This window comes from Streptomyces sp. NBC_00358, assembly GCF_036099295.1.
Taxonomy (GTDB): Bacteria; Actinomycetota; Actinomycetes; order Streptomycetales; family Streptomycetaceae; genus Streptomyces.
The window spans coordinates 622,551-637,343 of record NZ_CP107976.1 but is presented as its reverse complement, the minus strand read 5'-3'; the positions used below and the strand labels follow the sequence as shown (position 1 = coordinate 637,343).

General features: G+C 74.4%; 1 protein-coding gene. It reads left to right on the top strand.

Going from position 1 to position 14,793, the window contains the following annotated elements; all coding sequences use genetic code 11:
- Positions 1 to 3 precede the first annotated feature (3 nt).
- Positions 4 to 14,754 (top strand): SDR family NAD(P)-dependent oxidoreductase, encoded by a 14,751-nt coding sequence (locus OHT01_RS02525; protein ID WP_328551431.1) that lies wholly within the window; start codon positions 4 to 6, stop codon positions 14,752 to 14,754.
- Positions 14,755 to 14,793 lie beyond the last annotated feature (39 nt).

The following is a 14,793-nucleotide window of genomic DNA, read 5'->3' as shown; positions in this document are numbered from 1 at the left end:
CAGATGCCTGCGAACGAGTCCCCGAAGCAGTTCCCCGAGACGTCCCCGGCCACCTCCGAGGGGGTGCGGGCCTGGTTGACGTCGGCCGTCGCCGAAGCGGCCGGGCTTGCCCCGTCGGCCGTCGCGGCAGAGCGCCCGCTCGCCGAATTCGGTCTGGGGTCAAGGCAGTTGGTGGCACTCGCCGCGGGTCTCGCCGAGTGGACCGGGCGCTCCTTGGAGCCCTCCCTCGTCTTCGACCATCCCACGATCGAGGGGATCGCCGAGGCGGTCCTCGACGAACAGCCTCGGGGTACGGCCGGTCCGGCCACGGTCTCCGCGCCCGCCGGCCCGTCCGTGCGCAGGGACGACGACATCGCGATCATCTCCATGGCCTGCCGGTTCCCCGGCGGCGCCGATGACCCGGAGGCCCTCTGGCGGCTGCTGGCCGCGGGCGAGGACGCCGTCGGCGAGGTGCCTGTCGGCCGCTGGGACACCCGGGGCCTGTACGACCCCGATCCGGAGGCGACCGGCAAGGCGTACACCTTGCGCGGCGGCTTCCTGACCGGCATCGACCGTTTCGACGCGGCCTTCTTCGGGATCTCGCCGCGCGAGGCCGCGGCCATGGACCCGCAGCAGCGGCTGCTGCTGCAGACCGGCTGGGAGGCGATCGAGCGCGCCGGGATCGTCCCGGAGACGCTGAACGGCAGCCGGACCGGCGTCTACGTCGGCCTGTACGACAGCGGATATCTCGCCGCGGCCCCGCTGGACCGGCTCGACGGGCACGTCGGCACGGGTTCGGCGTCCAGCGTGGCGTCCGGGCGCATCGCCTACAGCCTCGGACTCCAGGGGCCGGCCGTCACGGTCGACACCGCCTGCTCCTCCTCTCTCGTGGCCCTGCACCTGGCGGCGCGGGCACTGGCCGGAGGCGAGTGCGACCTCGCGCTGGCCGGCGGCGCGACGCTCCTCGTGACACCCCGCGGGCACGTCGAGTTCAGTCGGCTGCGCGGACTGTCGCCGTCGGGGCGGTGCAGCCCGTTCTCCACCGAGGCGGACGGGGTGGTGTGGGCCGAGGGCTGTGGTCTGGTGCTCCTCAAGCGGCTCGCGGACGCGCGCCGGGACGGCGACCGGGTCCTCGCGGTCGTCAAGGGTTCGGCGATCAACCAGGACGGCCGGAGTCAGGGCCTGAGCGCGCCGAACGGTCCGGCGCAGGAGAGGGTGCTGCGTGCCGCCCTCGACGACGCCGGGCTCCGGCCGGACGACCTGGACTACGTCGAGGCGCACGGCACGGGCACGCGGCTCGGCGACCCCATCGAGGGCCGGGCGCTCGCGTCGGTCTTCGGGCCGGGACGCCCGGCGGACCGGCCGCTGGGCATCGGCTCCCTGAAGTCCAACATCGGTCACACCCAGGCCGCGGCGGGCATCGGCGGCGTCATCAAGACGGTCCTGTCCCTCGGCCACGAACGGCTCCCGGCGTCGCTGCACGCCGAGACCCCGACCGAGCACGTCGACTGGGCGGACGGCGGCCTGCGGGTGCACAGCGGTGCCGAGGCGTGGCCGCGGCGCGGTGACCGGGTCCGGCGGGCCGGGGTGAGCGCGTTCGGGATCAGCGGTACCAACGCGCATGTGGTGTTGGAGGAGTCACCGGACGACCTGACACGACCGGCAGGGACACCGGGCGCGGCACCGACACCGGCCGCGGCATCGGCACCGGCCGCGATGCCGGCAGAGGCCGCGACATCGACCGCGCTACCGGTTGCGGCAACGACACCGAAGCCGATACCGGCACCGGCACGGACACCGGCCGTCACGCCGACATCGGCACCGGCCGCCGCGCCGACATCGGCACCGGCCGCCGCGCCGACATCGGCACCGGCCGCCACGTCGGCACCGGCCGCCGCGCCGACACCGACGTCGGCTCCCGCTCCGGCGACTGCCCGCCACTCCCGTACCGAGCCGCTGTCGCCTCCCGCTCCGACGTCCGCCCGGCCCCTCGGCGCCGGGGAGCCCATGCTCTTCCCGCTGTCCGCCCGTACCCTTCCGGCCCTGCGCGGGCAGGCGGCCCGCCTGCTCGACGCGCTGGCCGCGGAGCCGCGACCGGCCCTGCCCGACGTGGCCGGAACGCTGGCCCACCACCGCACGCACTTCGAGCACCGTGCCGTCGTCAGGGCGGGCGACCGCGAAGAACTGCTCACCGCGCTCCGTGGCCTGGCCGGGGGGAAGCCGGACCCCGACCTGGTCGTGGGCCCGCAACAGACGCTCCCGCCCGGCAAGTTGGCGTTCGTCTTCCCCGGCCAGGGTGCCCAGTGGTCCGGTATGGCACGCGAACTCCTCGACCGGTCACCGGTGTTCGCCGACGAACTCGACCGTTGCGACGCCGCGCTGCGCCCGTTCACCGGCTGGTCGGTGGCGGCCGTCCTGCGCGGCGACGAGGGCGCCCCCTCGCTGCAACGCGTGGACGTCGTCCAGCCGGTCCTCTTCGCCGTGATGGTCTCCCTGGCCGCGGTGTGGCGGGCGCGTGGCGTACGGCCGGACGGGGTGATCGGGCACAGCCAGGGCGAGGTCGCCGCGGCCTGCGTCGCCGGGGCGCTGAGCCTCAACGACGCCGCCGCGGTGGTCGCCCTGCGCAGCCAGGCCCTGACCGAACTGTCCGGCAGCGGGACGATGGCCGTCGTCGCCCTGCCGCACACCGAGGTCGAGGCGCGGCTGGCCGGCCTCGGTGGCCGGGTGTCCGTCGCCGCCGTGAACAGCGGCCGCTCGACGGTGATCGCCGGTGACGTGGAGCCGCTCGACGCCCTGCTCGCCGACCTCGACCGGGAGCAGGTGTTCGTCCGCCGCCTCGACGTCGACTACGCCTCCCACAGTGCCCGGGTCGAGCCCCTGCGCGCGACCGTCCTCGACGAACTCGACGGCGTCACCACCTCCTTGACGACCGTCGCCTGGTACTCCACGGTCACCGGGGAGCCGGTCACGCGGGAGTTGGAGGCCGACTACTGGTACACGAACCTGCGTGAGCCCGTGCGCTTCGCGCCCGCCGTGGAGCGTATGGCGGCCGACGGCTACCGCCACTTCGTCGAACTCAGCCCCCACCCCTCCCTCGTCACCGCCGTGCGCACGGTCGCCGAGGACGGCGGCCACGAGGACCTGGTCGCCGTCGGATCGCTGCGCCGCGACGAGGACGGGCCCGCCTGTCTGGACCTGGCCGCCGCCGAACTCCACGTCCACGGACGGCGGATCGACTGGCTCCGCCTCGTTCCCGACGCGGAGCGGGTCGACCTGCCCACGTACGCCTGGGATCCCCAGTCGTACTGGATCGATCCCGAACCCGCCTCCGCGGCCGGGGTCGCCTCCGGTCTCTTCGACCGCGCCGCGCACCCGTTGCTCGGCGTCCAACTGCAGTCGGCGGACGAGACCCGCTGGACCTTCCGCAACGAATGGTCCCCGGCCTCCGCCGACTGGCTCGCCGACCACGCCGTGTTCGGGCGGACCGTGGTGTCGGGAACGACCGTGCTGGAGCTGTGCCGCGCCGCCCTCGCCGTGGCCCGCCCGGACGTGCCCGGCGACGTGACCGATCTGCTCCTGGTCGCGCCTCTCGTGCTGCCCGCAACCGGCACGGTCGAGGTGTCGGTCGAAGTGGTCACCACCGGCTCCGCGCCCGAGGTCACCGTGCACAGCCGACCGCGCGGCCGGGAGGCCCAGGGGTGGACCCTGCACGCCACCGCGTCGGCGGCCGCCCCCGCCCCGGTGACGGCGGCGCGGCCACCGGTGTGGCCGGAGGCCGCCGAGCCCGCCTGGAACGCGGGGACGTACGAACGGCTGGCCGCGCTCGGTCTCGGCTACGGTCCCTCCTTCCAGGGCGTGCGGTCGGCCACGACGACCGCCGACGGCGAGCTGCTGGCCGAGCTGTCGCTGCCGGCCGTGGCGCGCGACGAGGCCGACCCCTACCCCGTCCACCCGGCCTTGCTGGACGCCGCGTTGCACGTGGCCGCCGCGCTGGACGCGTCCGACGGCCGGGTTCTGTTGCCGGTGGCGGTGGGCCGCTGCGTCCTGCCGCCGGGCGGCGCGAGCGACCTCACGGCGCTGGTACGGCGTTCGGGCGGATCGGGAACGGACCTCACCCTCGACGTGACCCTGTGGGACACCGACGGCCTTCCAGCGGGCCGACTGGAGAACGTACGGCTGCGGGCCGCCGACCCGACGGACCTGAACGAGGCCTCGGAGAACGGCCGCCACCTGTACGAGGTGGCCTGGACGGCCGTGACCGAACAGCCCGCGGTGGTACCTGGTGCCGCGTGGACCGTCCACGGCGACCGCTCGGCCCCGGAGGCCGCGGCCGCCCTGCGCGGCCTGGCGGCGGCGGGCATCGAGGTGCGCGAGACGGACACCGACATCGGCGTACGGTTCTGGCCGCGTCCGGCGACCGACGCCGAACCGGCCGACGCAGCAAAGGAGTTGGCCGCCCTGGCGCTGGCCGAACTGCGCGCCCTCATCGCGCAGGCGGGCGAGGGTCCGTCCGCCCGGACCGTCTGGGTGACCCGCGGCGCGGTCGCGACCGGTGTTGGGGACCCCGTGCCCGGCCTCGCCCAGTCGGTGCTGTGGGGCCTCGCCCGCAGCGCCCGGAGCGAACACCCGCACCTCGGGCTGACCCTGCTCGACCTCGGGGAGTCCGATCCGGCCGACGTCCTTCCGGCCGCCCTCGCACAGGACGGCGAGCCCGAACTCGCCTTCCGGGACGGTTCCTTGCTCGTTCCGCGGCTGGTACGGGCCCGCGCGGCCGAAGCGCTCCGGATCCCGGCCGGTGACTGCTACGAACTGGCCGGACCCGAGGCCGACCCGACCCTGCGCGCGGTGGAGTCACCGGCCCTGGCCTCGGGCCGGGTGCGGATTCAGGTGCACGCCGTGGCGGTTCCCGGGCCAGGCGCGGAGCCGCCGCGTACCGCCTGCGCCGGTGTGGTCACCGAGACCGCCGCCGATGTGACCGACCTGAGCCCCGGCCTTCGGGTCGTCGCGCTCGCCGACACCCCGCCCGGCTCGATGGCGGTCGCCGACGCACGGCTGGTCGTGGTGCTCCCGGACGAGACGCCGTTCACCACCGCGGCCGCCCTGCCCCTCGTGTCCGACGGCGCCATCCCTCCCGAAGACGCGGCCCGGACGCTGCGCGAGACCGTCTCCGGGCGGGCGCGTCCGGCCCGCCCCCAGGTCCTGCCCGTCACCGCCGCGCGCGAGGCGATACGGAGGCGACGGGCGTCCGGCGCTCCCGTGGTCCTCGACCTCGTCGGCCGCGGCGCCCTGGCGCCCACCGACGGCACGGTGCTGATCACCGGCGGGCTGGGCGCAGTCGGCCGGCACATCGCCCGGCTCCTCGCCGAACACGGCGTCCCACGGCTGCTTCTGACCTCACGGCACGGCCCCGCGGATCCCCGTGCGGCCGAGGTCACCGCCGAACTGGCCGCGCTCGGAACCGAGACCGAGATCGCGGAGTGCGACGTCGCGGACGCGGTGGCCCTGGCCGGTGTACTCGCAGGTGTCGGCGACGAGTTGCCGCTGCGCGGAGTCGTGCACTGCGCCGGAATCCTGGACGACGGGGTGGTCGCCGAGCTGACGCCCGAACGCCTCGCTCGGGTGCTGCGCCCCAAGGTGGACGGCGCCGCCCATCTGCACCGGCTCACCGCCGACACCCCGCTCGACCTGTTCCTGCTGATCTCCTCGGCGGCCGGCGTGCTCGGCAGTCCGGGGCAGGGCAACTACGCGGCGGCCAACGTCTTCCTCGACCAACTGGCCCACCACCGGCGGGCCCTGGGCCTGCCCGCGGTCTCGGTCTCCTTCGGCGCCTGGGCGGGCGAAGGCCTCGCCGCCGAACACGCCGACCTGGACCGGATGGCCCGGCTGGGGCACCGCGCCCTCACCCCCGACCAGGGCCGCGAACTCGTCGAACTCGCCCTGCGCCGGGACGCACCGCATCTGATCGCCTGGTCCCTGGACCTGCCCCGCCTGCGCGAGACGACGGCTGCCGCGGACGACGGCACGGCGGCCCTGTGGCGCTCTCTGCTGCCCGCGCCCCGCACCGGTCAGGACGGCGGCTCCGCGCTCGCGGACCGGCTCGCCCGGCTCCCGGAGGCCGACCGCGCCGCCCGGGTCCTGTCCCTGGTCCGTGAGGAGGCGTCCCGGGCGCTCGGCCTGCGCTCCGCCGAGTCCGTCCGTCCCGATCAGCCGCTGCGTGAGCTCGGCATGGACTCGGTGACGGCGGTGGAACTCCGCAACCGCATCGGCACCCGGATCGGCGCCCGGCTCCCCGCCACCCTGCTGTTCGACCACCCCACCGCGGCCCGTCTCTCCGCCCACCTGCTGACCACCGCGCTCGCCACGGACGGCCGCACCACCCGGCACGGCACACCCGACGCGCGACCCCACCGCACCTCGCCGTCGACGTCCGGGCCGGACGAGCCGCTGGCCCTGGTGGCGATGGCCTGCCGTCTGCCCGGTGGCGTGAGCGACCCCGAGAGCCTGTGGCGTCTCGTCGCCGAGGGCCGCGACGCGGTGGGCCCGTTCCCCGCGGACCGCTGGGACGTGGAGTCGCTGCACGACCCCGACCCGGAGGCCCTGGGAAAGTCGTACGCGAGGGAAGGCGGCTTCCTCGACGACCTGGACACCTTCGACGCGGGCTTCTTCGGCATCACCGCGAAGGAAGCGGCGGCCATGGACCCGCAGCAGCGGATGCTGCTGGAGACGGCGTGGGAGGCACTGGAACGCGCCGGGATCGTGCCGGCCGAGCTGGCGGGCACCACCACCGGCGTGTACGTCGGCATGTTCGGCAGCGACTACCTCGCGGGCTCCCGCCTCGACGAGCTGGACGGGTACGTCGGCACGGGATCGGCGCCGAGCGTGGCCTCGGGCCGGCTCGCGTACACGCTGGGTCTGAACGGACCCGCGCTGACGGTGGACACCGCGTGCTCGTCGTCCCTGGTGGCGCTGCACCTGGCGGCGCAGGCCCTGCGGTCGGGCGAGTGCGACCTGGCGCTCGCCGGCGGGGTGACGCTGATGGTGACGCCGGGAACCTTCGTCGAGTTCAGCCGACTGCGGGGCCTGTCCCCGACCGGCCGCTGCCGCTCCTTCTCCGACGACGCCGACGGCGCCATCTGGGCCGAGGGCGCGGGCATGGTCGTACTGAAGCGGCTCGGCGACGCACGGCGCGACGGTGACCAGGTGCTGGCCGTGCTGCGCGGTACGGCCGTCAACCAGGACGGCCGCAGCCAGGGCCTGTCCGCGCCGAACGGTCCGGCCCAGGAACAGGTGATCCGGCGGGCGTTGGAGCAGTCCGGTCTTGAACCCGCCGACATCGACTACGTCGAGGCGCACGGGACCGGCACCACCCTCGGCGACCCGATCGAGGCGAACGCCCTCGCGGCCGTCTTCGGCAGCTCGCGCCCCACGGACCGCCCCCTGTACCTCGGCTCGCTCAAGTCCAACATCGGTCACGCGCAGGCGGCTTCGGGCGTGGCCGGTCTGATCAAGGTCGTGCAGTCCCTGCGGCACCGGTCCCTGCCACGCACCCTGCACGCGGCCACACCCAGTCGCCATGTCGACTGGGACGACAGCGGGTTGCACCTGCTGGGGGAGACGGTCGCCTGGCCGTCGTCGGGTGACCGCGTACGGCGGGCCGGTGTGAGCGCCTTCGGGATCAGTGGAACCAACGCGCATCTGATCGTGGAGGAGGCCGAACCGGCCGAAGTCCTGCCGCAGGACGAACCCGCCCCGGTGAAAAGGCTGTTCGCGCTGTCCGGGCGGAGTGAGGCCGCCGTTCGGGAGCAGGCCGCACGGCTGGCCCGGTACCTGGACCAGGACGATGTCGCGCTGCCCGACGTCGCCCACACCCTGGCTCACCACCGCAGCCACTTCGAACGGCGAGCGGGGATCGTGGCCGGCGACCGGGACGAACTGCGCGCACGGCTCGACGCGTTGGCGACCGGACGGCTGCCACTGGCCCCGCCCCGCACGGAGCAGACCGGCAAGGTGGCCTTCGTCTTCGCCGGGCACGGCGGCCAGTGGCCCGGCATGGGTCTGGAGCTGGCGGCCGAGTCGGAGGCCTTCCGCGAGGAGATGGCCCGGATCGACGAGGCGTTGCGGCGCCACGTCGGCTGGTCGGTCCTCAACGTGCTGGCGGCGCCGGAGGAGTTCGCGCCGCTCGACCGCACCGAGTACCTGCAACCGGTGCTGTTCGCGGTCAACGCGGCCCTGGCCGCCGCCTGGCGTGCGCTGGGCGTCCGCCCGGACGCCGTGATCGGGCACAGCCTGGGCGAGATCGCCGCCGCGTACAGCGCGGGCGCCCTCACCCTCGACGACGCCGTGTCGGTGGTGACCGGGCGCGCCCGAGCGGTCGCCCCGCTGGTCGGACAGGGCGGCATGCTCGCGCTGGAGCTGCCACGCGCGCAGACCGAGAAGCTCCTCGCGTCCCACCCGGACCGGCTGTTCGTCGCGGCGGTCAACAGCGCGCACTCCACGGCCGTGTCCGGCGACACCGGGGCGCTGGCCGAACTGCGCGGGCGCCTCGAAGCACTGGACATCCCCGTACGGCGGCTGTCGACACCGTTCGCCTCGCACACCCCCTTGATGGACCCGGTCCGCGCGGAGCTGCTGGACCGGCTCTCCGGCATCCGGGGCAGGCGCACGCCGACCCCGCTGTACTCGACGGTGCTGGCCGAACCGGTGCCGGGAGACGGGCTGGACGCCGACCACTGGTACGCGAACCTCGGACGGCCCGTCCGTTTCGCGGACACGATCCGGCGGATGCTGGACGACGGCTACCGCTACTTCGTCGAGCTGAGCCCGCATCCCTCGCTCACCGCGTCGGTCGAGGCGGTGGCGGCCGAGGCGGGGATCGACGCGGTCGCGGTCGGCTCGCTGAGCCGTGGGCGGGACGGACGGGGTGTACTGCTCGGCCGGCTGGGGGAGTTGTACGAGGCCGGGCACACGCCCGACTGGCCCGTACTGCTCCCCGAGGGCCGCAGGATCGACCTGCCCACCTACGCCTTCGCCCGCGAACGCCACTGGCGCGCACCCGCCCCGCCCATCACGACGGCCGGGGGCTCACCACTCCTGGGCACGCACGTCGAGGCCAGCGACACACCCGGCAGGCACCTCTTCCAGAGCGACATCGACCTGAGCGACAGCCGCTTCGCCTACCTCGCCGACCACCGGGTCGCCGGCGAGGTCTGGCTGCCCGGTGCCGCCTTCCTCGACCTGGCGCTGGAGGCCGCGTCCGCGCTGCGGGACGGCGGCGAGACAGCGCTGGCCGACGTGAGGTTCGTGCGGCCCCTGGCACTCGACGCGCACCGGCCCGTACGCCTGCAACTGGTTCTGCAGCCCGCGGGGGAGGACGGTTCACGGCACTTCACCATCGCCTCGGCGGCCACCGGGGAGAGGCCCGCGCGGTGGGAACTGCACGTCACCGGACGGGTGGTCGACAGCGTCACCGAGCCCGTGCCCACCGAGCCCGGCACCGGCGAGGAGCCCGCCCACCTGCGCGAGCGGTGCGACGAGGAGGCCGACCTGCCCGCCGTCTACGCGGGGCTCACGGCCCTGGGGATCGACTACGGCCCCGCCTTCCGGGGCCTGGAGCAGGGCCACCGCGCGGACACAGCGGCCATCGGCCGACTCGCCAGGCGGCCCGCCGCCGGTCATCTGCTGCACCCCGCGGTCCTCGACGCCGCCTTCCACACCGCCGCCCTGCCGGCCGACGCGCCCGCGGGCCGGGCCTTCGTGCCCGCCGGTGTCGGACGGCTGCGCTTCACCGGCCTGGACTCCGCACCCGCGTGGACGACCTGCCGACTGCGCTCCGTGGACGGCGACACCGCGTTCCTGGATCTGCGGCTCTGGGACGAGAAGGATCAACTACTCCTGGAGGCTGCGGAGTTCGAACTCACCGCGCTCTCGCCGCTGGACGGCGCGCTCTTCGAGACCCGCTGGCAGCCACGACCGGCCGCACAGGAGCGGCCCGCCGACGGCGGCTGGCTTCTCCTGGCCGACGAGACCGGAGTGGCCGACGCCCTCGCGGACCGGCTGGCCTCGGCCGCCGTGCCCCATGTGATCGTGCGCAGGGGCCCGGCGTTCGACGCCCAGGGCCCCGGACGCTACGTCCTCGATCCGTGCGACCCGGCGCAGTTGACCCGTCTGCTCGACGAAGCCTTCGCCGACGGGCCGCCGGAGCGGGTGGTGCAGCTGTCCGCGCTCGACGCGCCTGCCGTCGAGGACGCCACCACCGCCGAACAGGCCGCGCGCTGCTGCTGCTTGAGCACCCTGCACCTGGTACGCGCGCTCGCCGACCGGCCCCGGGGCCGCACCCCGCGCCTGTTCGTCGTCGTACGGGGCAGCCAGGCCGCCGGTGACAGCACCCAGGTGACGCACCCTCAGCAGGCGCTCGCCTGGGGCTTCGGACTCTCGGTGGCCCAGGAGTACCCGGAACTGCTCACCACACTGATCGACCTGCCGGCCACGGACGGCGGCGACGATCTGTGGACTGAGCTGCGGCACGCGGACGACGAACGGCTCGTCGCACTACGGGAGTCGGGCCGGCTCGTGCCACGGCTGGCCCGCACCCGCCCGGACGACGACGGGCACGGCGGGATCACCGCGGACGGCGTGCACCTGATCACGGGCGGTCTGGGCGGCCTCGGCCGGGTGGCCGCCGAACGGCTGGTCCGCAGGGGTGCCCGCCGACTGGCCCTGCTCAGCCGGGGCGGACCCGACGCGGCAGCGGAGAACTGGATCAAGGGGATCGAAGCACGCGGTGTCACCGTGCACCTCGCCCGCGCGGACGTCGCCGACCGGGCCGCCCTGACGGCCGCCCTGGACGCCGTACGACGTGAAGCGGGACCGATCGCCACAGTCGTCCACGCGGCGGGCGTCCTCGACGACGCCACGGTGGCGAACCTGACCGGCGAACGCGTCCTGCGCGTGCTCGCCCCCAAGGTCCTGGGCACCGCCCTGCTCACCGAACTGGCCCCGGAGGCAGACAGGTTCGTCCTGTTCGCCTCGGCGGCCGGAGTCCTGGGCTCACCCGGCCAGAGTCCGTACGCGGCGGCGAACGCCTTCCTCGACGCCTGGGCACACCACCTCTCGCGCACCGACCGCCGGGCACTGAGCCTGGACTGGGGCGCCTGGACGGAGGTCGGCATGGTCGCCGGCTCCGGCACCCGGGCCGCCGAGACCAGCCGTTCGGGTCTCGTCGCCTTCACCCCGGCCGAAGGCGGAGACCTGTTCGAGCGGGTCCTCGCCACCTCCCGCCGCCAGCTCGCCCCCCTGGCCCTGGACCGGGAGGCACTGGAGCTCGACCCGGACGCGGCGCGCACCCGGCCGATCCTGAGGGATCTGATCACCACCGCCGCGGACCCGGCGGGCACGGACGACCTCGTCGCACGCGTGTTCGCGACGACGACGGACCAGGACCGGACCGCACGGCTCGAAACGTATGTACGGGCCAAGGTCGGCCAGGTCTCCGGCGGCGCCGTCGAAGCGTCCGCGACCACGGCCCTCAAGGAACTGGGCCTGGACTCGCTCATGCTGGTCCGGCTGCGCAACGCCTTCACCCGCGAACTCGGCGCCGAACTCCCGGCCGCCGCCGTCTTCTCGGCGTCCGACATCCGGAGCCTCGCACGCGCCCTGGCCGAGGTTCTGCCCGAACACCACACCGGGGGACGGAGGGAAGCGCCACAACCCGACGACACGTCCGAGACGCCCGAGAGCGAGCTGCGGCCCGCGACCCGCGACGTCCTGCGGCTGCTGCGCAGCGCCCAACCGGGCATGCCGGACGCGGCGCACGCCGTCGGCCTGGCCGTCCGGCTCACCGCGCCGACCACCCGCGAGGCGCTCACCGACATCGTCACCCGGCTCGCCGGACGGCACGCGGCCCTGCGCACGTCGCTGGCCGCAGCCGGTGGAAGGGCCCGACAACTGCGTGTGGAGCGGCGGTTGACCGTGCCGTTGCTGCACTGGACGGACGTGCCCGCCGACGTCGAACTCGACGCCGACGAACGATTGTCCCGACTGCTGGAGCCGCCGTTCGACCTGGCGGCGGCACCGCTGTGGCGGTTCGAACTGCTCGACGCCGGCGCGCGCGGCCAGACCCTGGTGTTCGGCGCGCACCACGTGGTGAGCGATCTGCAGTCGCTGCTGCTCGTCGCCGGGGAGATCGACGCCGAACTGTCCGGCACCTCACTCGGTGAAGCCGTCACCAACCGTGACATCGACCTGCTGATCGAGGCCCAGCGGACCGGGGATGCCTCCGGCCCCGCCACCACCGGGTGGCGCGAGGCCTTCCACGGCAGCGAGCGTCTCGACCTGACGCTCGCCCGGCCGCGCCCCGCGACGCGTACCTACCGGGCCGGAAGCGTGACCGTGGCGATCCCCGACGGGCTGATGGAGCGGGTGTCGGCGGCCGCGAGCAGGCTCGCGGTCACACCGGCCGCCTTCTGCCTCGGCACCCTGACCGTCCTGCTGGCCCGGATGCGGGAGCGCGAGCGCTTCGTGCTCGCCGTCCCCGTCGACACGCGCATCCACGCCGACGCCTACGACGCGGTGGGCTTCTTCGGCGTACCTGTGCCGTTCCCGGCGCAGGCCGCGACGGGGGAGCGGATCGAGGAGGTGCTGCGCCGGACGGACGCGCGCCTGGACCGGGTCGTCGCGAAGGGCGCCATGTTCTCCGACGTCCTGTCGACACTGGCCGGACAGGGGCTGCACCGGGCCAACGCCCCGCTGGTGGAGGTGTACTTCAACTACGTACGTTCCTCGGCGGCCGCCCGCCTGGAACGGCTGGAGGTGCTCCCGGCCGGAACGGGATACTCCGACCTCGACCTCATGGTCACCATGACGCCGGACGCGGGCCGCGTACGACTCGACCACAACCTCGACATCCTGGACGCGGTGACCTCCACCGAACTGGCGGAGGCGTTCCTGCGGCTCCTCGCCACGACAGCCGACGACCCGACCACGGCCGTCCGGACGACGGATACGACGGCAGTCACCGCGACGGACACGACGGCGACTCCGGTCGGGACAGGCACGACTGGTGCGCCGGCGGCCCCGATCGCGTCCGATACGTCCGGTGCGACGGCAGCCCCGATCGCTGTGGGAACGACGGCGACTCCGTTCACTCAGGACCGTGCGGCCCACCCGCGCCGCTCGATGGCCCTCGCCGCCACCTTCGCGCTCGGCAATCTGCCGCTGCTGTGCGAGGCGGCGCTGGAGGAGGGCACGCGGGAAGGAGTGCGGGAGCCGGGGCCGGGCGACGGTCCGAGGGTCGCGGAAGCGCCGTACCACCAGGTGCTCGCCGCCCTGCGCGATCCCTCGGGCGTCTTCGCCGACCCCACGACGGCGGTGGGAGTGGTGCTCCTGCGGGCGGCGGACCTGGAACGGTTCGGTCCGGTGACCGACACGGTGCTGACCGAACTGCGCACCGCCTACCCGGCCGCGCTGCGGACCCTGTCGGAGCGGACCCGCAGGCCGCTGATCGTGGGCATCCTGCCCTCGGCTCGGCAGGACGACCGCTTCGCGCGATGGGAGAGCGACCTCGCCGCCGAGTTGACCGATGCGCCCGGCATCGCGGTTCTTGGCCCGGACGACTGGACACGGCACCACGCCGTCGAGGAACGCTTCGACGAACGGACCGAACGGCTCGCCCATCTCCCCTTCACCCCGCACTTCCAGGCGGCGTTGGCCCTGCGCCTGGCCCAGGTGACACGAGCGGTACTGCGTCCCGCGCCGAAGGTGATCGCCGTGGACGGCGACGAGACCCTGTGGGGCGGCGTCGCCGGGGAGGTCGGCCCGAAGTCGGTGGATCTGACCGGACCGCGCGCCCTGCTGGCACACAGGCTGTTGCGGTGGCGTGCCGCCGGCGCGCTGCTCGCGCTGGTCAGCAACAACGACGAGGACACCGTACGGGCCGTCCTGGACCGTCCGGACAGCCCGCTGAAGGCGGAGCACTTCAGCGTGCTCTCCGCCGGCTGGGCTCCGAAGCCGAGCCGTCTCGCAGAGGCGGCGCGCTCTCTGAACCTGGGACTGGACAGTTTCCTCTTCCTCGACGACAACCCGGTCGAGATCGCGGGAGTGCGGTCGGCACTGCCGGAGGTGCTGTCGGTGACCTGCCCTCCGTCGGCCGAACTGGAGGACTTCCTCGACCGGTTGTGGCCGCTGGTCCCGGCCGCGGCGACGGCCGAGGACGGATTGCGGGCAGGGTTCTACGCACAGGAGCGGGAGCGGGACGCGGCGCGCGAGCAGGCCGGTTTCGAGGAGTTCCTCGCCCAGTTGGAACTTGAGGTCGACATCCGGGCGCTGTCCGGGGCAGACGTCGAGCGGGCCGAGCAACTCGTCCGCCGCACCAACCAGTTCACCCTGCACCCCCGGTCCGCCGACGGGGGTGATCTGGCGCGGTGGCGGGAGCACGGCGAGGTGTGGACGGCCGCGGCCCGGGACCGTTTCGGCGACTACGGCCAGATCGGCCTGCTCGCCCTGCGCGTGGACGGAGATCGACTCGACGTCGTCGCCTGGATGTTGAGCTGCCGCGCGCTCGGCCGAGGCGTCGAGGAAAGGCTGTTGGGCTGGATCGCGGACCGCGCCGAGCGACTTGGGTGCGTGAAGGTCCGGCTGACGGCGGAGCGCACCGACCGCAACGTACCGGCCCGGCGCCTGCTGGCCGCGCTCGGTGGCGGCGACCAGGACGACGAGCACCTGGAGAGCGTCGTCACACCGGAACACCTGCGGGCCTTCCGCTCCTGGCGCCGCCAGTGAGCGCGCCGGCGGCTCGGCCCGCGGAGGCAGTGCGGAAGA

Coding starts and splice junctions, on each gene's coding strand:
- OHT01_RS02525 (WP_328551431.1), top strand. CDS start 4: ATGCCTGCGAACGAGTCCCCGAAGCAGTTCCCCGAGACGTCCCCGGCC.